This is a genomic window from Mesorhizobium sp. AD1-1 (assembly GCF_020164655.1).
Taxonomy (GTDB): Bacteria; Pseudomonadota; Alphaproteobacteria; order Rhizobiales; family Rhizobiaceae; genus Mesorhizobium; species Mesorhizobium ciceri.
Genome location: NZ_JAIUGP010000004.1, coordinates 162,295 through 182,308, shown reverse-complemented (window position 1 = coordinate 182,308; position 20,014 = coordinate 162,295). Strand labels below are relative to the sequence as shown.

Below are 20,014 nucleotides of genomic sequence, written 5' to 3'. Positions count from 1 at the left end.
GAACTCCGGACCGCCGGGTCCTTCGAAGGCATGGTGCGGAAAGATCAGGGCGTTGCCTTGACCTCGTTCCACATGTCCGAACGCTTGAGCGGGTCCTCGACATTGTTGAGCCAGACCAGCTTGTCGTTGCCGCCGGCGCTGCCGGTTTCCGTCACCGTGTTGCCGAAGCCGGTGCGCTCGGAAAGCTCGCCGCCGACCCTCTTGCTCAGCATGAAATCGATCCATTTCTCGGCTGCCGCATTATCACGGACACCCTTGGAAATGACCCAGTTGTCGAGCCAGGCAAGCGCGCCCTCGCTCGGATTGACATAGGCGACATGGGCGCCGATCTTCTGCAGCGCCTTGACCTGCTGCTGGCCGTAATTGGCCCAGATCAGGGCCACATCATTGTTTTGGTAGATCTGCTGCGCCTCGTCGGCGGTGGTGTAGAAGCTGAGCACGTTGCGCTTGAGTTCGACCAGCTTGGCCTTGACTGCAGCCATCTGCTCTTCATTGAGGTTGAACGGATCCTTGTAGCCGAGCGTCAGTGCGGTGAACGAGAAATTGTGCTCGCCATTATCATACGCCAGCACCTTGCCCTTGTAGGCCGGGTCCCACAGAACCGACATCGAGGTCGGCGCCGGCTTGACCTTGTCGGTGTCGTAGATCAGGCCGATGGAGTCGAAGCAGAACGGAATGCCGTAGACCTTGCCGTCCTTGGTCACGCCGCTGACCGCCGTCAGGTCGCGGAAGCGCGGCAGCACGTCTTTCTGGTTGGCGAGCTTGGTGACGTCGATCGGCGACACCAGGTCAGCCTTGATGTAGCGCTGCAACTGGGCGGTGTTGACAGCAAAGACGTCGAAGTCCTGGCCCTCGCTGCCCTTGATCTTGGCCCAGATCTCGTCGTCGCTGCCGATGAAGACGACATCGACGCCGATGCCGGTCGCGGCGGTGAAGTCCTTGACCCAGTCGGCATCGGCGTAGCCGTCCCAGGCCAGTACCCGAAGGTTCGCGGCGAGCGCCGCCGATGTCATCAGGCCGATGCCGAGCCCGATTGTGGCTAGTCTTAGAAACGCTTTCTTCAGTCCCATTTTAATCTCCCATTATCGTTCTGGTGGACCGTAATTTTCGGGCCTGCGCCGTCACAGCTGGGTAACAGCGACCAGTCCCTCGTCCGGCACCGACACCATCCGGTTGCGCAGTGGCTTGCCGAACGTCTGTGCCTGGATTTCATACTCGTCGCCGGAAGCCGTCTTGACGCCGGAGGCGTAGCTCATCACCGCCGCGCCGAAGAAATAGGCGTGCAGGTCGCCCGCCCTGCGGTGCATCGGGTAGCGGAAATGGAAGTGTTCGAGATTGGCGATCGAGTGCGACATGTGCGCTTCACCCGACAGGAACTCCTGCTCCCAGATAACAGTGCCGTCGCGCAGGATGCGCGAATGGCCGCGCACTTCTTCGGGCAGGTCACCGATCAGCAGTTCCGGACCAATCGAGCAGGAGCGCAGCTTGGAATGGGCGAGATAAAGGTAGTTCTCGCCCTCCGTCACGTGGTCGGAATATTCGTTTCCGAGCGCATAGCCGATGCGATAGGGATGGCCATCGGGTCCATTGACATAAAGCCCGACGATCTCGGCTTCCTCGGCACCGGCTTTCGCGAATGCCGGCATCGGCAGCGGCGCGCCGGGCGGGACAACGCAGGTGCCGACGCCCTTGAAGAACCACTCTGGCTGAATCCCGATCTTGCCGGAGCCAGGCTTGCCGCCCTCCAGCCCCATGCGGAAGATTTTCAAGGAATCGGATTCGTCGGCACCTTCGCCATGGGTCATAACATGCATCTGGTTGCGCGCGGCGGCACTTCCGGTGTGGGTGAGGCCGGTGCCGGTGACCAGGAAGCGCGCCGGTTCGGGATGGTCGACCGGAGCGAGCACCTGCCCATCGCGCAACAGTTGGTCGTAGTCGATTTTCGCCGTGCCGGTCCGCTTCTCGACCAGCGCTGCGATCGACGTGCCCTGGGCAATTGCCGCTTCGGCCAGTTCCAGCACGCTGCTGGTCTTTTCGAGCGGGTGCAGATGATTGCCGTCATCGCAGACGCGGCCCACCCGTCTGCTGCCGTCGGCCATTCTGAACTGAACAAGACGCATGAACTAACCTTCTTCCTTTGAAACCGTACGGATCACACCCAGCCCGCATCGACGATGAACTGCTGGCTCGTGCACATGCGGCTGTCGTCGGCGGCGAGGAACAGCGCCATGCGCGCGATATCGGAGGGTTGCAGCCGGTCGGGCAGGCACTGCCTTTCCGCGATCTGGCGTTCGCCGGCCGGGTCCAGCCACAGGCGCATCTGGCGCTCTGTCATCACCCAGCCCGGCACCATGCAGTTGACGCGGATGCGCTCGGGGCCAAGCTCGCGGGCCAGCGCCCGCGTCATGCCGTAAATACCCGCTTTCGCGGTGACATAGGCTGGGCAATCCGGATCGCCGACCATCCAGGTGATGGAGCCGAAGTTGATGATCGAGCCGCCGCCCTGCGCGCTCATCTGCGGACGCACTGCCTGCGCCGCGAAAAACTGGTGGCGCAGATTGACCGCCATGCGGTCGTCCCAATAGGCAACCGTCACATCCTTGGTCTGGTGGCGGTCGTCATTGCCGGCATTGTTGCACAGCGCCTGGATGGGGCCATTGTGCTGCATTGCCTGCACGGCTGCCGCCTGCAACTCTTCGACGTTGCGCAGGTCGCAGGGAATGAACAGCGGCGCGGCATGTCCCTCGGCCGCAATCGCGTCGACCAGACGTTGGGATGGTTCTTCGGCCATGTCGACGAAGGCGACGCGGCTGCCCTGGGCGCAGAAATGGCGCACCAGGCTTTCGCCGATGCCGCTGCCGCCGCCTGTTATGAAGACGCTGCGGCCCTTGAGGCTTGGATAGATCGCGTAGCCGATTTCATCCGTCATCGCGCGCCTCTCTAGTGCGAATGCCGAGGAATGCCGGCATCGCGCCGGCCGACGAGAAAGTCGAAATCGCAGCCCTTGTCGGCCTGCAGCACGCGCTCGACATAAAGGCTCTGGTAGCCGCCCTCCGGCGACGCCGGCGGCTTCCAGTCACGCCGGCGGATGGCGAGCTCCTCTTCCGACACCAAAAGTTCCAACCGGCGGCCGGCGACATCGAGCTCGATAAGATCGCCGTCGCGCACCAGCGCCAGCGCGCCGCCTGCGGCAGCTTCTGGAGCCACATGCAGAACCACGGTGCCGTAGGCGGTGCCGCTCATGCGCGCGTCCGAAATGCGCACCATGTCGGAGATGCCTAGCTTGAGCAGTTTGGCCGGCAGCGGCATGTTGCCGACCTCGGCCATTCCGGGATAACCGCGCGGCCCGCAGTTCTTCAGCACCATCACCGAGGTGGCGTCGATGTCCAACTCCGGATCGTCGATGCGGGCGTAGTAATGCTCGATGTTTTCGAACACCACCGCCTTGCCGCGATGCTGCATCAGCTCGGGCGTTGCCGCGGACGGCTTGATGACCGCGCCGTCAGGCGCCAGATTGCCGCGCAGGATGGAGATGCCCCCTTCCTTGGTCAGCGGCTCGCTCATTGGGCGGATCACTTCGCTGTTGTAGTTGGGCGCGCCGTCGATCAATTCACCGATGGTCTTGGCGCTGACGGTCATGGCGTCGCGATGAAGAAGCCCCACTTCATCAAGCGACGCCATGACCGCAGCTAGCCCCCCGGCGTAGTAGAAATCTTCCATCAGGAACCGGCCCGACGGCATCAAATCGACAATAGTTGGAACGTCACGACCTAGGCGGTCCCAGTCTTCGAGGCTGAGATCGACACCGATCCGGTTGGCGATGGCGATCAGATGCAGCACCGCATTGGTCGAGCCACCGATCGCGCCGTTGACGCGAATGGCGTTCTCGAACGCTTGCCTGGTGAGGATCTCCGCGATCGTCACGTCCCTGCGCACCAGATCGACGATCTGGCGTCCGGCCATCTGGGCGAGCACGCCACGGCGCGAATCCACCGCCGGGATCGCGGCGTTGTCCGGCATGCCGATGCCGAGCGCTTCGACCATGCTGGCCATGGTCGAGGCCGTGCCCATCGTCATGCAGCTGCCCGCCGATCGGCTCTGGCCCTGCTCGGCGGCGAGGAAGTCGGCAACCGGCATGCGGCCGGCTTTAACCTCCTCGGCGAATTTCCAGACGTGGGTGCCCGAGCCGATATCCTGTCCGCGGAACTTGCCGTTGAGCATCGGCCCGCCGGAAACGGCGATGGTCGGCAGGTTGCACGATGCGGCACCCATCAGCAGCGCCGGTGTGGTCTTGTCGCAACCGACCAGCAGGATGACGCCATCGATCGGATTGCCGCGGATGGACTCTTCGACATCCATGCTGACCAGATTGCGAAACAGCATGGCGGTGGGGCGCATGTTGCTCTCGCCCAGCGACATCACTGGAAATTCGAGCGGCAGGCCGCCGGCTTCATAGACGCCGCGCTTGACGTGATCGGCCAGCGCCCGCAGATGCGCGTTGCATGGGGTCAATTCCGACCAGGTGTTGCAGATGCCGATCACCGGGCGGCCGTCGAAAGCGTCGGCGGGAATGCCCTGGTTCTTCATCCAGCTGCGGTGCATGAAGGCGTTCTTGCCCTCACCGCCGAACCAGGCCTCGGACCGCAGTTTGCGTTTGGTGTCGGTCACGATGTCTGTTCCCGTTCCTGGCGGCGCTTGTTGCGGTTTTCGACGCTGCGGCGCACGTCCTCCTCGGCATTGTCGATGAGGACCAGCAGCGCCTTTTGTGCGCCGGTCGCGTCGCCGGCGGCGATCTTTTCGGCGACTTCCCGGTGCAGCGGCAATGAGGGGCGCTGCCCTTCCGGATTGTCGTTGGAAAGACGAAAGCTCGTCACCAATGCGGTTTCGACCAGTGCCGCCAGCGAGCCGATCAGCTCATTGCCGGTCATGCGCAGTATGGTCTGGTGGAACAAAAGGTCAGGCTTGGCGAAGCGGTCGCCGTCGTCGACCAGCGCCTCCATTTCGACCAGAGCTGCATTGATCTCGGCGATCTGCGCTGGCGTGGCGCGCTGGGCCGCAAGCGCTGCCGACATCGGCTCGATGGCCCTGCGCAATTCGAACAGCGCCCGGACATCGTCGGCGCTGACACCGCTGGCATAGCGCCATGACAGGACGTCCGGGTCGAGGAAATTCCAGTCGGCACGAGGACGCACCCTTGTGCCGGTCTTCGGCCGCGATTCGACCAGCCCCTTGCCCGCCAACACCTTGATCGCCTCGCGCAGCACCGTGCGGCTGACCCCCAGCATCTCGCTTGAATCGTCGGCATTGGGCAGTGCCTCGCCGGGCAGGAAATCGCCTTGAACGATGCGCAATCCGATTTGCTCGACGACGGTCGCATGCAGAGCGGTGGAGCCGCTGGAAACCGCCACCGCGACTCTCGACGTACGCGCCATACTGAAAGATTTGTTATTCTTCATACTATTCATATGATATGTCTTATCGGCATTGCGATTGGAGTCAAGGGATGGGGGAGTGCCGATGACAAAGAATTCCGCTGCCGTTGCCGAGCAGCACCAAGGGCTGATCTCGATCAGCGACGGCATTGCGACCGTGGAGATCGCGCCGGCCGCCGGCGGCGCGCTGGCGTCGTATCGCTGGCGGCAAAACGGATCCGTCGTGGATTGGCTGCGCCCTGCGGATCAGGCGGCGATCGACGGCCGCGATGCCGGCGCCATGGCCTGCTTCCCGCTGGTTCCCTATTCCAATCGCATAAGGGGCGGCCGCTTCGCATTCGCCGGCCGCACCGTCGAACTGCCGACCAACTCGGACGATCCGCACTATGAGCACGGCCATGGCTGGCGTCGATCATGGACAGTCGTGCGGCACGAAGCCAGCAGCACGGTCCTATCCTATCGCCATGCCGCCGATTCCTGGCCGTGGAGCTATGAGGCAAGGCAGGCCATCTCGCTGATCGATGGCAGGCTGGCGATTGCCCTCTCGCTGCGCAACCTTTCGGACACGCCGATGCCGGCAGGCTTTGGCCTACATCCCTATTTTCCGTCGACGCCGTGGACACATGTCCAGGCGCGGGTGTCCGGCATGTGGGAGACCGACGCGGAAATCCTGCCCACCCGGCACGTCCTGCCGCCTGCAGGCTCCAACCCGACCACGGGCTTCGACGTGTCGGAGACGGACTTCGACACGGTCTTCACCGGATGGTCGCGCCGCGCCCGGATCTCCTGGCCGGAGCATGGACGGCAACTGGACATCGAGGCCGAGGCGCCACTCGATTTCCTTGTCCTCTACACGCCGCCCGGCGAGCCGTTCTTTTGCGCCGAACCGGTCAGCAACATCACCGATGCCTTCAACCGCAGGGCTGACACGGGCATCGAGACCGGCTGCATCGTACTGGCGCCCGGGCACATGCGGTCCGCCAGCGTTCGCTTCACGCCTTCGCGGGAGATCTGATCGCCAGTCTGAGCCGCATCAACTGCTTTGCCTCGCCGCTTCGCGGATGGTCTGCAGCAGGATGGAGAAGGCCGGCGAGGGCGCCGTGTCGGTCCGCATCGTCAGGCCGACCGGTCCCTTGGTTTCCTCGGTGTCGACCGGCAGGGCGACGAAGGCGCCGCTGCCGAGCTCATTGGCGACGACGCCGGCCGAAATGATCCAGACCGCATCGCTCTGCCGCAGGAAGGCGCGGCCGAAGGAGTCCGAGACGGTTTCGATCTCGGTTGCCGGCGCCGTCATGCCGTTGGTGATGAACAGGCGGTCGACGAAAGGGCGGATGACCGATTCCCGTGTCGGCATCAGCGCCGGGAACTCGTCGAGCCGCGCGAACACGTCCTGTCCGGGCTCAAGCAGCGGATGTCGCGCCCGCACCACGAACAGCACCTGTTCGGAGTAGAGATGCTCGAAGAAGAAGCCGGTCATGTTCTCCGGCGCCGCCAGCCGTCCGACGACGAGATCGAGCGCGCCGGTGCGCAACTGTTCGAGCAGCACCGCGTTCTCGCCGGTGACGATCTTGATCGCCGCACCGGTGCTCTCTTTGAGGAACAGGCTCATGGCAAGCGGCATCACCCGCGCCGACACCGTCGGCAGCGCGCCGATGCGGATCGGGTGCCGGTTGACCGCCCCGTCCTGCCGGACGGAATCGACACCCTGCTTGAGCGCCGTGATCGCCGTACCGGCATGGCGAAGGAAGATTTCGCCGATGCGCGTCAGTCTGATGCCGCGGCCGTCGCGTTCGACGACCGCCACCCCCAGCGCCTCTTCCAGTTCGCGCAATGTCTTGGTCACCGCCGGCGGGCTGACATGCAGGAAGTCGGCCGCCCGCGCCACGCTTCCCTGCCGCGCAACTTCAAGGAATGCCTGCAGGTGACGGAACCGGATACGGCTCTCGGACATGGATTTGATAACCCCTGAGTTAATGAAACGCCAAAAAATATCATTTTACCGAACCAAACGCCTTGTGCAATGTGAGGGCGGAGGATCGAAACCGTGCCATTCGTCACCATCGGCGGCATCACGCTGCACCATCGCCACATCAAGGCGACCGGCAATGCGCGCCCAATCATATTCATCAATTCGCTCGGCACCGACTTCCGGATCTGGGACGAAATTGTCTCGACGTTCGATGGTGAAATGCCGCTGCTGGTGTATGACAAGCGCGGCCACGGACTGTCCGACATCGGCGACATCAGGTCGATCGACGATCACGTCGATGACCTCTCGGCGCTCATCGATCATTTCGGCTTGAGCAAGGTCGTGCTGTGCGGCCTGTCGGTCGGCGGCATGATCGCGCAGGGGCTCTATGCCAGGCGGCCTGAAATCGTCGAAGGCCTGATCCTTTGCGATACGGCACACAAGATCGGCACGACAGACAGCTGGAACACACGCATCGCGACCGTCGAAAGCAAGGGCATCCAGGCGATTGCCGATGGCGTGCTCAAAGTGTGGTTCACCCCCGCCTTCCACGCGGCGCGTCAGGCCGAGCTCGACGGTTACTGGAACATGATGACGAGGCAAGCGCTTGCAGGTTACATCGGGACTTGCGCGGCCGTTCGCGATGCCGATTTCACCGATGCTGCACGCCGCATCGCGGTGCCGACGCTCTGCGTCGCCGGCGACCAGGATGGCTCGACACCTCCCGATCTCGTCCGCTCGCTGGCCGCGCTGATCCCCGGCGCGCGCTTCGAAATCATCCGCGACGCTGGACACATTCCTTGCGTCGAACAGCCTGAAGCGCTCACCGCCCTGATCCGCGGTTTTATCGCGTCGCTTGCCCCTGGAGCAGAAACCCATGGATGAAGTCCCCGGCGATGCAGCCAGATATCGCACCGGCCTCGCGGTGCGGCGCTCGGTGCTTGGCGACCGCCATGTCGAGCGCGCCGAGGTCGCCGCCACCGATTTCGACCAGCCTTTCCAGGATCTGATCACCGAGGCCGCCTGGGGAACCGTGTGGGCGCGGCCGGGCTTGACCAGGCGTGAGCGTTCGATCGTCACGCTGGCGCTGCTGGCCGCACTCGGCCATGATGAGGAGGTTGCTATGCATGTGCGCGCCACCGTCAACACCGGCGCCTCGCGCGACGATATCTGCGAGGCGTTCCTGCATGTCGCCATCTATGCCGGCGTGCCGGCCGCCAACCGTGCCTTCAGAATTGCCAAGGACGTGTTTTCGGAAATGGACGGAAGCCAGAATGACCGATGAGTCCGGCTCGAACCGGAGGCCCGAGACCGGCGCCTTCTTCCAGCGCGACCGGACCTGGCATCCGCCTGTTCTGACACCGAATTACAAGAGCTCCGTGCTGCGCTCGCCGCAGAAGGCGCCGCTGCCGTTCGACAACACGCTGTCGGAGATTGCAGGCCCGGTCTTCGGTCACGCCATGCTCGGCAAACTCGACGCCGACCTGATCCACAATTTCGCCAGGCCCGGCGAGAGCGCGCTCGGCGAGCGCATCATCGTCCATGGCCGGGTGCTCGACGAACGCGGTGTTGGCGTACCCGGCGCGCTGCTCGAATTCTGGCAGGCCAATGCCGGCGGCCGCTACCGCCACAAGAAGGACGGCTATCTGGCGCCGCTCGACCCGAACTTTGGCGGCTGCGGGCGCGCCATAACAGGCGAGGATGGCGGCTACGCCTTTCGCACCGTCAAGCCCGGCCCCTATCCCTGGCCGAACGGGCCGAACGACTGGCGGCCCTCTCACATCCATTTCTCGGTCTTCGGCCACGGCTTTGCGCAGCGGCTGATCACGCAGATGTATTTCGAGGGTGATCCGCTGATCTGGCACTGCCCGATCGTGCGCGGCATCCCCGACAAGGCCGCCGTCGAAACGCTGATCGCCACGCTCGACATGCAGGCGACGATCCCCTTCGACGCGCGCGGCTACAAGTTCGACATCGTGCTGCGCGGGCGCCGCGCGTCGCTGTTCGAAAACAGGCTGGAGGGCAATTGATGGCCCAGTCGCTCGACCGGCTCAGGGAAAGCCCCTCGCAGACCGCCGGACCTTATGTCCATATCGGGCTGACGCCCAATTTCTGCGGCATCGGCGGCGTCTATGCGACCGACCTTGGTGCGACCATGGTCAACGACAAGACCAAGGGGGAGCGCATCGGCCTGCGCATCCGGGTGCTCGACGGTACCGGCACGCCGCTCAAGGATGCGCTGATCGAGATCTGGCAGGCAGATGCGGATGGGCTCTACAATTCGCCGGCTGAACTGCGCGGCGCGGCCGATCCGAACTTTTTCGGCTGGGGCCGTTGCCCGACCGACATGGACACCGGTCTGTGCACGTTCGAGACGATCAAGCCGGGCCGCGTGCCGTTCAGGGACGGAAGCCTGATGGCCCCGCACATCACCCTCTGGATCGTCGCGCGCGGCATCAATCTCGGCCTGCACACACGGCTGTATTTTTCCGATGAGGAAAAGGCCAATGCCGGGGATGCGATCCTGGCGCGCATCGAGCACCGCGTCCGCGTGCCGACGCTGATCGCTGAGCGCAACGGCGATATTTATGTTTTCGACATCCATCTCCAGGGGGAGAAGGAAACGGTCTTCTTCGACAGCTGATGGTCAGGAGGAGCAGGATATGACCGTATCGCCCTTCGACCATCCACTGCTCTCCGCTCTTCTCGGCGACGAGGAGGCGAACCGGCATTTTTCCGTCGAGGCGGAAATCGAGGCGGTGCTTGCCTTCGAGCGGGCGCTGGCGCAAGCGGAAGCTGAAAACGGGATTATCACCAAGGATGATGCCGCCGCGATCGTGGCCGCACTTGCCACATTCCGGCCCGACACCGCCTTGCTGCGGGCTGCCGTCGCCAAAGACGGCGTCATTGTGCCGGAACTGGTACGCCAGATCAGGGCGGCGGTCGGCGAACCGCATGGCGACAAAGTGCATTTCGGCGCAACCAGCCAGGATGTCATCGATACCGGCCTGGTGTTTCGGCTGAAGTCCATCGTCGAGCATCTCGGCCTGCTTCTGACCGAGACCATTATACGGCTCGTCTCGCTCGAAGAGCGGTTTGGCGGCAGGGCGCTGACGGGAATGACGCGCATGCAGCCAGCCATTCCGATCAAAGCGGCCGATCGCGTCAGGACGTGGCGGGCGCCACTGCAACGGCATCAGGAAAGATTGTCGGAACAGTCGAGGCGTCTGCTGGTGGTGCAGTTCGGCGGTGCCGCCGGCACGCTGGAAAAGCTAGGCGACAAAGGTCCGGCGGTGCGCGCAGCACTGGCCGCAAAGCTCGGCCTTGGCGACGCACCGCATTGGCAGAACCAGCGTGACGCACTCGCCGATTTCGCCGGCCTGATGTCGCTGCTATCAGGCAGCCTCGGCAAATTCGGCCAGGACATCGCGCTGATGGCGCAAGGTGGAACCGAGATCGAGCTTTCCGGCGGCGGCGGCTCTTCGGCCATGCCGCACAAGCAGAACCCGGTGAAGGCCGAAGCGCTGGTGGCGCTTGCCCGCTTCAACGCCACGCAGCTTGCGGGCATGCATCACGCGCTCGTGCATGAGCAGGAGCGCTCGGGCGCTGCCTGGACGCTGGAATGGCTATTGCTGCCGCAAATGGTCATCGCGACGGCCGCGTCGCTCCGCCTTGCCGCTGAGCTGGCCGCACAGGTCGAAAGTCTCGGCCACTGATGCGCACGCAAATCGTCATCGTCGGGTCCGGACCGTCCGGCCTGCTGCTTGGGCAACTTCTGGCCGGCATCGGCGTCGAGACGGTCATTCTGGAACGCGCGAGCCGCGAGCACGTGCTTGGCCGAGTGCGGGCAGGGGTGCTCGAACAGGGCACCGTCGAATTGCTGGAACAGGCCGGCGCGGCGGCAAGGCTGCACGCGGAAGGACTGCCGCATTCCGGCATCTCGCTCGCCTTCGACGGACGCCTGCACCGCATCGACCTCGAGGCACTGACCGGCGGCAGGCATGTCACCGTCTATGGCCAGACCGAGGTGACGCACGATTTGATGGACAAGCGCGATGCGGAGGGACTGACCACGATCTACGAGGCGGCAAATGTCGCGTTGCACGATTTCGACGGCGCCGCACCTTTCGCGACCTATGACAAGGACGGGGTCACGCATCGCATCGATTGCGACTTCATTGCCGGCTGTGACGGCTATCACGGCGTCAGCCGCAAATCGGTGCCCGAGCGTGCGCTGAAAATCTTCGAGCGGCAGTATCCGTTCGGCTGGCTCGGCGTGCTGGCCGAAGTGCCGCCGGCCGATCACGAACTGGTCTACGCCAATCATGAAAGGGGGTTTGCCCTGTGCTCGATGCGCTCGACGCACCGCAGCCGTTACTATGTGCAGTGCCCCGAGGGCGACCGTGTCGAGGCGTGGTCGGATGAGCGCTTCTGGGACGAGCTGCGCCGCCGCTTGCCCGAGCAGACGGCGGCAAGCGTCGTCACCGGCCCATCCTTCGAGAAATCGATCGCGCCACTGCGCTCCTTCGTTGCCGAGCCGATGCGCTTCGGCCGGCTGTTCCTGGTCGGCGACGCCGCCCACATCGTGCCGCCGACCGGCGCCAAGGGTCTGAACCTCGCTGCCAGCGACGTGCGCTATCTCTTCTCGGGTTTGTGCGACTTCTATCGCGACAAATCCGCGGCTGGCATCGACTGCTATTCGCAAAAGGCGCTGGCACGGGTCTGGAAGGCGGTTCGCTTTTCCTGGTGGATGACGACGATGCTGCATCGTTTTCCCGACACCGGCGAGTTCGGCCAGCGCATCCAGGAGGCCGAGCTCGACTATCTCGTGCAGTCGCGTGCCGCATCGACCGCGCTCGCGGAAAACTATGTCGGCCTGCCCTATTGAGGGCTGCGGATCATCCGGCGCCTTGCTGCCTGGCAAAATCCAAAAGCATCGGGCGCTGCCCCTTGAGGATTTTCACCTCGGCCTCGGGCAAGGTGAACCAGCCCGCTCTGTCGACCTCCGGGAACTCCTTCAGGGATCCTGACCTTGGCGGCCATTCCATGGTGAAAATGTTGCTCTTGATGGCGGCCACGTCGATGTCGATGGTCGCCTCGACAGACCAGGCCGAGACGATCTTGCCACCGGGTTGTTTGTAGTCGCCAAGCCGCGCGAAGGTGCCGTCGACCCTGACGCCGAGCTCTTCCTCGGTCTCGCGTTGCGCTGCCGTCAACTCATCCTCGTCCTCGCCGACGAGACCCTTCGGTATCGACCAGGCGCCATCGTCCTTCTTCGCCCAGAACGGCCCGCCCGGGTGAACCAGCAACACCCTGAGATCGCCATCGCTGCGGCGATAGATCAGCAATCCCGCACTGCGTTTTACCATTTTTGTACGTCCATTTGCGAAGCCGGCAGCCTGCCGACGGTCCTTGAATCGTTGATGCGAACCTTGCACTAGGGGATTGCGACGCTATGTCAGGCGCGTCTGCATTGCACCTCGGTCACGAGTCCGGCAATCTGATACCATCGCTTATTTGGCGGCTCGAAGGCTAGGTGACGATGCAACTCGGTCTTATTGGCTACTATAGCGACTTCGTGGTGTATCCGCTGGTGATCGCCGTGCTGGCAGTGGCCGGGCTGCTCGAGGCTGGCGAAGAGAGTGCGCCAGGCTGGATCGGCACTGTCCTCGCCTGTCTCGGCCTCTGGACGCTGATCGAGTATGTGCTGCACAGGTTCGCTCTTCACCATATTCCTTACGTCAAGGACCTGCACGACCGTCACCATGTCGAGGAACGCAGTTCTGTGGGCACGCCAACCTGGCTCAGTCTCGGCGTGCATGCGCTGGTCGCGTTTGTGCCCGTTTGGGTGGTCTCAGATTTCGCCACGGCGAGCGCGGTGAGCTGCGGGTTGATGCTGGGATATCTGTGGTACATCAGCATCCACCACATGATCCATCACTGGCACCCGGCGCATCCGAGCTATCTCTACACGCTCAAGCGCCGTCATGCGGTGCATCACCACATCGACGAAACGGCCAATTTCGGTGTGACTTCGGCATTCTGGGATCGCGTTTTCGGCACGGCGCAGCTCTGAAGTCCTCAGTCCTCGCCGTTCAGCGCCTCTTTCCGCGACCGCCGGAAGTCTTGGCTCCGCGAGGCCCGCTCTGGACCGGCGTGTTGTTCTGGTTCTCGTCGGACAGTTTTCGCCAGCGGGCAAGGCGCTCCGGGTCGAGCGTCCCCGCCTTCAAGGCAGCCTGAACCGCGCAACCCGGCTCGTGCACATGCGTGCAGTCGCGGAACTTGCAGAGCGGTGCAAGCTCGGTGATTTCGGCAAACAGCGTGTCGATGCCGTAGCCGACATCGCTGACCTGCAGCGTCCGCATGCCCGGCGTGTCGATCACCCAGCCACCGCCGGCGATGGAATGCAGCGATCGCGACGTGGTGGTGTGGCGTCCCTTGGAGTCGTGCTCGCGGATGCCCCCGGTCTGTTGCGGCGATTGCTGCGCCGATCCGGCCAGCGTGTTGACCAGCGTCGATTTGCCGACGCCGGAGGAGCCGATCAGCGCCACCGTCTGGCCGACACCGCACCAGGCAGCCAGGACGGTTGCCGCATCCGATGTGCGGGGGTTCAGCATCACCACCGGCAATCCACGCTGCAACGCCGCAGCTTGCTTCTGGTAGGTCTCGGCGTCTTCAGCGGTATCGGCCTTGGTCAGCAGGATCACCGGCGTCGTTCCGGCCTCGTTGGCCAGCGCCAGATAGCGCTCGAGCCGGGCGGGATTGAAGTCGGCATTGCACGAGGTGACGATGAACAGCGTGTCGACATTGGCCGCGGCAAGCTGCGGCACCCTGCCACCGCCCTGGGTGCGGCGTTCCAGCACCGTCTTGCGGGTCAGGCGGCGCTTCACAAGGTGTTCATGCCCATCGACCAGAACCCAGTCGCCGACGGCATAGTCACCGGTGTTCGCCTGCGCCGCCAGCGTCAGATCGACCGGCCCTGCCTGGGACAGGCCGGTCAGGCGATCGCGGTGGACGGTGGCGATCCGCGTCGGGACAAGATTGGCTTCGCCGGGCTCGAGCTGGTCGCCGAAAAATTCGGTCCAGCCCAGGCTGGCGAGCGATGGCGTGGAGTGATCCGTCACGGCTTTGACCACGGCGTCACGGACATTGGACGGTATCCCTGGCAGGGGGGGCGAACGGGGTGGGGTGATTTCCAAGCCGTGTATGGGCGGCATGGCGACATTTGGCAAGCAGGCCCGTAGCCGAGGGCTGAGCGGCAAGCTTCTGCAGCCCTTCGTCGAACTGACAATGAAGTCCATGACGCCATCAGTTTTGAAGCGTTAACAAATAATTTGACGCATGGAATATTTTTGCGTTCTATTGGGAACTGTGAAAATTGACTGAATAAGTTCCGTCAAGCATTGTCGCATCCGGTCAACGGTCGCATGACTGTGGGCGGGGCCGATCGTTGGCAGGGGATCAGGAATATATCGATGGCGGAGAAGACGCACCGCACGATGGACGACTTCGCCCAGGCATGCGGCGTGTCGCGCCCGACGCTGTCCAAATATTTCGACGATCCGGCGAGCGTGAAGCCGGCGACGCGGGCGCGCATCGAAGCCGCCCTGCGTTCCTCGGACTATCAGCCGAACCTTTTCGCGCGCAACCTCAACCGCAAGCGCACCCGCAACATCGGCATCGTCGTGCCGACGATCACCGATCCGTTCTACGCCGAGATGGTCAGCCGCATCGAATTTCGCTGCCGCGACGAAGGCTACTGGCCGATCGTCATCTCCTCGCATGGTTCGCCGAAGCTGGAGGCGGAGTCGGTCAGGACGCTGCTGTCGCTGAAGGTGGCCGGCGCGATTATCGCCCCGCTCGGCCTTGCCTCCGACCGCAGCGTCTTCGACAAGCTCGGGCAGGACATTCCGATCGTCTATTTCGACACCTATATCGAGGGCGATACGCCGTTCGTCGGCAACGACAACCGGCAGAGCGTGTCGACCATCGTCGACTATCTCTGTCGCTCGGGCGAACCGCCGGTCTATCTCGACATTCCGCATGTCAACCACAACTCCGGCGAACGCCAGGAGAGCTACATCGTCGCGATGGAGACCGCCGGCTTCAAGCCGGTCGTCATCGAGGCCGCGCGCGATTACACCTGGGACTTCGAACGCATCGGCTACGAGCAGACGGAAAAAATGCTGGAGGCCGGGACCTTGCCTGGCCGCACCATCCTGTGCGCCAACGATCGTCTCGCCTTTGGCGTGATGGCGGCCGCGTACTCGCGCGGCCTGAAGGTCGGCCGCAGGCCCGATTGCGATCTGCGCGTTGCCGCCCACGACGACCATCCGCTGAGCCGCTACACCTGTCCGGCGCTGACCACCATGGCGCAGGATTTCACCGCCATGGCCGGCCGCAGCGTCGAGATCCTGCTGGCCCTGCTGGACGAGGCCGATCCGCCGAAGCAGGGCATGGCGCGCACCGTCAAGCTCGGTGCCGCCCTGGTGATGCGTCAGTCGGCCTAACCGGTCGACGTCGATCCCTCGAAGTGGCGCCAGGCCGTCACCGCCTCGACCACCGCTTGCCGGGCGGCGGGAATATGGCGTCCCATCGAGACGAAGCCATGGATCTGGCCCGGCCAGTGCCGCAGGATCACAGGCACGCCCGCGGCCTGCAGGCGCGCCGCATAGGCTGCCCCTTCGTCGGCCAGGATGTCACAGCCGGCAAGCGCCACGAATGCTGGCGCGACGCCGGCAAGATCAGGCGCCAGCAAGGGCGAGACGCGCCAGTCCATGATATCGTCGGGCGTTCGCACATAATGGTCGCGGAACCATGCCATGGTCGTCGCGGTAAGGCCGAAGCCGTCGCCGAAACGCCGGTAGCTGTCCGATGTCTGCCGCGCGTCGGTGTTGGGATAGATCAGGATCTGCGTCGCAAGTGGTGGAGCGAGCCCATCGCGTGCGAGCAGCGCCAGCACTGCGGCAAGATTGCCGCCGGCGCTGTCGCCGGCAACACCAATGCGCACCTTGTCGATGCCCAGGTCGACGGCATTCTCGGCCATGAAGCGAAGTGTCGCCAGGCAATCCTCGAGCCCGGCGGGAAATTTGTGCTCCGGGGCCAGGCGATAGTCGGGGCAGACAATGACGGCGTTGCCGAGATTGGCCATCAGGCGGCAGATCTCGTCATGTGAATCGAGATTGCCGATGACCCAGCCGCCGCCATGCAGATAGAGCAGCGCCGGCGCCCCGCTCGGCAGTGCGTCGATGCCGCGATGGATGCGGACAGTGATGGGGCCGTTCGGCCCGTCGATCTGCTGTTCAAAGGTCGTCGCGACCGGCTCATGCTCACCTTGCAGCGTCGGGAACGAGGCGTTGTAGGCAGCTCGCGCCGCCGCCACGCTGCCGGTCTCGAATGGCTTGCCGCCGGCTGCACGAGCCATGTCGAGGACGCGCAGCGCATCCGGATCGAGCGTCATGATCATACCCTCAGGCCAGCAGATCGCTCGCCTCTTCCTCGGTCAGCAGGGCCGGCTGGACGACATCGCCCGCGATGGCGACCGAGCCCTGTGTTTCACCGGAGCGCAGGATAGCCTCCATGATCTCCAGTACATGCAGCGCCAGATTGCCGGAGGCGCGTGGCGTGTTGCCGGTCTGAAGCGAGCGCACCAGATCGGCGACGCCGAGCATGCGGTAATTGGCGCGATCGGGCGCCGCATAAGGCCAGTTGCGGGCGCCATAGAGTTCGCCTTCGCTGGCGAAATCCCTCCAGTCGGTGCCGCGTTTCGACAGCGACACGGTGCCGCCGAACGTGTCGGGGTCGGGCAGGCGCAGCGAGCCTTCCGTGCCGTGCAGTTCGATCGGATGGTTGGAGTGGCGAAAGACATCCCACGAGGCGCCGAAGGTGACGGTTGCGCCGGAGCGGAACTCCAGCAGCGACAGCACATTGGTCGGCGTGCCGACCTTGAATGTGGTGTTCTTGAATGGCCCTTCGGCAGTGATCAGCCGCTCCTCCTGGCCGCGCGTCGCCATCGCCATGACGCGTTCGACCGGGCCGAGCAGATTGACCAGCATGGTCAGATAGTAGGGGCCCATGTCGAACACCGGGCCACCGCCTGGCTGGTAGTAGAACTGCGGGTTGGGGTGCCAGTGCTCCATGCCGCGGCCCATCATGAAGGCGGTGCCGGTGACCGGGCGGCCGATGGCGCCGTCATCCATCAGCCGGCGGGCGCGGCGTCCGGCTGCACCAAGGAAGGTGTCGGGCGCCGAGCCGAGCAGCAGCCCGCGCGACCGCGCCTCGTCGACCAGGCGCCGTCCATCGGCGGCCGAGGTGGCGAGCGGCTTTTCGGTGAAGACGTGCTTGCCGGCCGAAAGGGCGGCAAACGAAATGTCGAAATGCGCCGCCGGAATGGTCAGGTTGAGGACGAGATCGATCTCGGGGTCGGCCAGCAGTGCATCGACGCCGAGTGCCCGTATGCCATATTCCTTCGCCCGCAGCGCCGTCATGTCGGCCGAGATATCGGCGCAGGCGCGCAACTCGATGCCGCCGAAGAGAGCGGCATTGCGCAAATAGGTCATCGAGATATTGCCGCATCCGATGACGCCGATCCCGAGTTTCGTCGTTGATATCCCGTGCATTTTCGATCGTACCTCCCAACGCGGTCACCGTCTGCCGAATCCGCCCAGAAGTAACGGATCGCCTTCGCAAAGGGCTATACAACATTTTAAATATTGACGCGCGTAAAATTTTTATACAACATGCGAAAATGCTGGCGCGATATCGGGAGGCTGCCAGTCCTGGGAGGAGAAAATGACCGACATGAAAAAACGGCCGACCGCCGATGCGGATGCCGTGGGTCATGCGCGCATCGGATATTTCCGCCGCGGCCAGGGACCTCGACGGGGTCAGGCATAGATCACCTTGGCCCCTGTCCTATCAAGCTGGCTGCGTATTGGGCCGGACAGGCCATCGTCGGTGATCACGACATCGACGCTCGACAGCGAAAAGGCCTTGGAGGTTCCGCTGACGCCCCATTTGCTCGAATCCGCAAGGAGGACAACGCGCCGGGCCATGCGCACGAGGTTTCGCTTGGTTCGCGCCATGTCTTCGTTCACGTCGACCACATCCAGTGACGAGTCAATCGCATGCGCTCCAACAAAGACCTGATGCGCTACCAAGCCGCCGAGAGCCGTGTCGGCATCGGTGATCAGCGTGCTTACCGTGTCCGGATAGACCCGGCCGCCGATCATGTGAACGTCGAGCCCGGGCCGATGCATCAGATGCTGCACGATATTCATCGCCGTGGCCGCGACCACGACATTGCTGAGCGGCGGTAACAGCATGGCAACCTGCATCAATGTCGAGCCGCCATCGAAGATGACCGATTGGTTGTCCTCGAACAGGTCTATCGCTGCTCGGGCGATGCGTTTCTTTGCATCGAGGTTTGTTTGCATCCGCCGGGCGAACGCGGCCGTGGTCGAATCCGTGGTCCGGGTCACCGCGCCTCCGCGGGTCTTGGTCAGCAGTCCCTTGCGATCCAGTATCTCGAGGTCGGAGCGCACCGTGACTTCCGACACGCCAAAATCGTCTGACAGGTCCTTGATGCGAACCTGCCCGCTGCGTTGCACTTCACCCAGGATCGATTGGCGTCTCTGCTCTGACAACATTGGCCTGTCCTTGCCCCCATGCGCCAAGCGATCGCCCTGGCGTCGGTTCACTCTACCAAAAATAGGCGAATTCGAAAGCTTTCGAAAGATTGCATTTGTTATTTCTTTCGCAAACACTGGGTCCAGGATTTTGAAATCAATCAATTGGAGAGTTTTGGATTCATGAGCCTCGGAACCAAGGTGCGCCTGGCGCGCCTCTTCTCACATCCATCGGGGAATCTTTTTGGCGGCGCGGTCGACCACTTTGTCGGCTATGGCGACGTGCGCAAAGGAGGTCTTGCCGACCTGCCGGGTGCGCTTGCACGCGTCATGCTAGGCAAACCCGACTACGTCAGCATCCAGCCTGGCACCGCGCGCCATCTGTGGCCGCAATATGCGGGCAAGGCTTCCCTGGTGATCCAAGCCGGCTGCTTCACCCCAGACGATCGCATCAGTGAACTGATTGCAACGCCCGAGGATGCGGTGCGCGCCGGCGCCGATGCGTTGGCCGTGGCCATTCCAGTGCGCGGCGCGACCGAGGGAAAATACATACGCTGGCTGACCGATTCGGTGAACGCGGCGGCTCGTTACGGCATGCCGGTGGTGGCGCATATCTACCCTCGCGATTTCACCGACGGGGCAAAAATCGTCTTCACCCCCGACGAGATCGCCTATGCGGCACGCATCGGCTACGAGTCCGGCGTCGATGTGATCAAGATCGGTTACACGGGCGATTTCGAGTCGTTTCGAGAGACCGTTCGGACCTGCCCGGTGCCGGTTGTGATCGCCGGAGGTCCGAAGACCGACACGCTGCTCGGCGCCCTTCAGCAGACGGCGGACGCCATCCGTGCCGGCGCGCGCGGTGCCGTGGTGGGCCGCAATCTCTGGGGGCACGGCGATCCGGAAAAGGCAGCGATCGCCTTTCGGGGCGTCATCCATGACGGCCTTTCGGCGCAAGACGCCTTGGCGAAGGCGGGTGCCTGAAC

General features: G+C 63.7%; 21 protein-coding genes. 10 read left to right on the top strand and 11 right to left on the bottom strand.

Going from position 1 to position 20,014, the window contains the following annotated elements:
• Positions 1 to 44 precede the first annotated feature (44 nt).
• The 5 genes from LB519_RS10545 to LB519_RS10525 are packed head-to-tail and all read right to left on the bottom strand — an operon-like array spanning position 45 to position 5,408.
• The gene (locus LB519_RS10545) at positions 45 to 1,070 is read right to left on the bottom strand and encodes an ABC transporter substrate-binding protein (RefSeq protein ID WP_063171582.1); all 1,026 of its coding nucleotides are present in this window, start codon (positions 1,068 to 1,070) and stop codon (positions 45 to 47) included.
• Between the two features lie 51 nt (positions 1,071 to 1,121).
• A complete protein-coding gene (gene araD1 / locus LB519_RS10540) occupies positions 1,122 to 2,120 on the bottom strand; it encodes an AraD1 family protein (protein ID WP_224619813.1) in 999 nt (332 codons plus the stop codon).
• A 32-nt stretch (positions 2,121 to 2,152) separates the two neighbouring features.
• Entirely contained in the window at positions 2,153 to 2,929 is a 777-nt protein-coding gene (locus tag LB519_RS10535) for an SDR family NAD(P)-dependent oxidoreductase (protein WP_263484665.1), read from the bottom strand.
• Between the two features lie 11 nt (positions 2,930 to 2,940).
• Positions 2,941 to 4,668, bottom strand: coding sequence for an IlvD/Edd family dehydratase (locus LB519_RS10530; RefSeq protein WP_224619811.1), 1,728 nt, complete (start codon positions 4,666 to 4,668; stop codon positions 2,941 to 2,943).
• Positions 4,665 to 5,408: a FadR/GntR family transcriptional regulator gene (locus LB519_RS10525; RefSeq protein WP_224619809.1), complete on the bottom strand. Its 744-nt coding sequence runs from the start codon at positions 5,406 to 5,408 to the stop codon at positions 4,665 to 4,667. Before LB519_RS10525 ends, LB519_RS10530 begins: the two co-directional genes overlap by 4 nt.
• A gap of 109 nt (positions 5,409 to 5,517) precedes the next feature.
• On the opposite strand from LB519_RS10525, the gene LB519_RS10520 reads away from it, so the two are divergent.
• Positions 5,518 to 6,447, top strand: coding sequence for an aldose 1-epimerase (locus tag LB519_RS10520; protein WP_224619807.1), 930 nt, complete (start codon positions 5,518 to 5,520; stop codon positions 6,445 to 6,447).
• Positions 6,448 to 6,465: 18 nt separating this feature from the next.
• Here LB519_RS10520 and pcaQ read toward each other — a convergent pair whose 3' ends face one another.
• Complete coding sequence (gene pcaQ / locus LB519_RS10515) at positions 6,466 to 7,383, bottom strand: pca operon transcription factor PcaQ (RefSeq protein WP_027163885.1); 918 nt, start codon at positions 7,381 to 7,383, stop codon at positions 6,466 to 6,468.
• A 93-nt stretch (positions 7,384 to 7,476) separates the two neighbouring features.
• Here pcaQ and pcaD point away from each other — a divergent pair, with 93 nt between their 5' ends.
• From pcaD to pobA, 6 genes are read left to right on the top strand one after another with little or no spacing between them, the layout of a single operon-like run.
• The gene (gene pcaD / locus LB519_RS10510; protein ID WP_224619805.1) at positions 7,477 to 8,286 is read left to right on the top strand and encodes a 3-oxoadipate enol-lactonase; all 810 of its coding nucleotides are present in this window, start codon (positions 7,477 to 7,479) and stop codon (positions 8,284 to 8,286) included.
• Complete coding sequence (gene pcaC / locus LB519_RS10505) at positions 8,279 to 8,686, top strand: 4-carboxymuconolactone decarboxylase (protein WP_224619804.1); 408 nt, start codon at positions 8,279 to 8,281, stop codon at positions 8,684 to 8,686. Before pcaD ends, pcaC begins: the two co-directional genes overlap by 8 nt.
• Positions 8,676 to 9,431: a protocatechuate 3,4-dioxygenase subunit beta gene (pcaH, locus tag LB519_RS10500; protein WP_224619802.1), complete on the top strand. Its 756-nt coding sequence runs from the start codon at positions 8,676 to 8,678 to the stop codon at positions 9,429 to 9,431. Before pcaC ends, pcaH begins: the two co-directional genes overlap by 11 nt.
• Complete coding sequence (gene pcaG, locus LB519_RS10495; RefSeq protein WP_013532961.1) at positions 9,431 to 10,045, top strand: protocatechuate 3,4-dioxygenase subunit alpha; 615 nt, start codon at positions 9,431 to 9,433, stop codon at positions 10,043 to 10,045. The genes pcaH and pcaG overlap by 1 nt, the downstream gene beginning before the upstream one ends.
• Before the next feature lie 19 nt (positions 10,046 to 10,064).
• A complete protein-coding gene (locus LB519_RS10490) occupies positions 10,065 to 11,117 on the top strand; it encodes a 3-carboxy-cis,cis-muconate cycloisomerase (RefSeq protein WP_224619800.1) in 1,053 nt (350 codons plus the stop codon).
• Positions 11,117 to 12,289, top strand: a complete 1,173-nt coding sequence (pobA, locus tag LB519_RS10485; RefSeq protein ID WP_224619799.1) for a 4-hydroxybenzoate 3-monooxygenase — start codon at positions 11,117 to 11,119, stop codon at positions 12,287 to 12,289. Before LB519_RS10490 ends, pobA begins: the two co-directional genes overlap by 1 nt.
• A gap of 10 nt (positions 12,290 to 12,299) precedes the next feature.
• Here pobA and LB519_RS10480 read toward each other — a convergent pair whose 3' ends face one another.
• A complete protein-coding gene (locus LB519_RS10480; RefSeq protein ID WP_224619798.1) occupies positions 12,300 to 12,770 on the bottom strand; it encodes an NUDIX domain-containing protein in 471 nt (156 codons plus the stop codon).
• A gap of 173 nt (positions 12,771 to 12,943) precedes the next feature.
• Between LB519_RS10480 and LB519_RS10475 the strand changes: the two genes are divergently transcribed.
• Positions 12,944 to 13,477 carry a sterol desaturase family protein gene (locus tag LB519_RS10475; RefSeq protein WP_027163878.1) on the top strand — a complete coding sequence of 178 codons (534 nt, stop codon included), beginning with the start codon at positions 12,944 to 12,946 and terminating at the stop codon, positions 13,475 to 13,477.
• 19 nt (positions 13,478 to 13,496) lie between these two features.
• Here LB519_RS10475 and rsgA read toward each other — a convergent pair whose 3' ends face one another.
• Entirely contained in the window at positions 13,497 to 14,537 is a 1,041-nt protein-coding gene (gene rsgA / locus LB519_RS10470; RefSeq protein WP_024502554.1) for a ribosome small subunit-dependent GTPase A, read from the bottom strand.
• Between the two features lie 339 nt (positions 14,538 to 14,876).
• Between rsgA and LB519_RS10465 the strand changes: the two genes are divergently transcribed.
• On the top strand, positions 14,877 to 15,911 hold the full coding sequence (locus tag LB519_RS10465; RefSeq protein ID WP_224619797.1) for a LacI family DNA-binding transcriptional regulator: 1,035 nt from the start codon (positions 14,877 to 14,879) through the stop codon (positions 15,909 to 15,911).
• Here LB519_RS10465 and LB519_RS10460 read toward each other — a convergent pair.
• The 3 genes from LB519_RS10460 to LB519_RS10450 form a co-directional block, all read right to left on the bottom strand.
• Positions 15,908 to 16,861 carry an alpha/beta hydrolase gene (locus tag LB519_RS10460; RefSeq protein ID WP_224619795.1) on the bottom strand — a complete coding sequence of 318 codons (954 nt, stop codon included), beginning with the start codon at positions 16,859 to 16,861 and terminating at the stop codon, positions 15,908 to 15,910. The genes LB519_RS10465 and LB519_RS10460 overlap by 4 nt on opposite strands.
• A gap of 10 nt (positions 16,862 to 16,871) precedes the next feature.
• A complete protein-coding gene (locus tag LB519_RS10455) occupies positions 16,872 to 18,020 on the bottom strand; it encodes a Gfo/Idh/MocA family protein (RefSeq protein ID WP_013532953.1) in 1,149 nt (382 codons plus the stop codon).
• A gap of 267 nt (positions 18,021 to 18,287) precedes the next feature.
• Positions 18,288 to 19,049, bottom strand: a complete 762-nt coding sequence (locus LB519_RS10450) for a DeoR/GlpR family DNA-binding transcription regulator (RefSeq protein WP_013532952.1) — start codon at positions 19,047 to 19,049, stop codon at positions 18,288 to 18,290.
• 162 nt (positions 19,050 to 19,211) lie between these two features.
• On the opposite strand from LB519_RS10450, the gene LB519_RS10445 reads away from it, so the two are divergent.
• A complete protein-coding gene (locus LB519_RS10445) occupies positions 19,212 to 20,012 on the top strand; it encodes a class I fructose-bisphosphate aldolase (RefSeq protein ID WP_224620040.1) in 801 nt (266 codons plus the stop codon).
• Positions 20,013 to 20,014 lie beyond the last annotated feature (2 nt).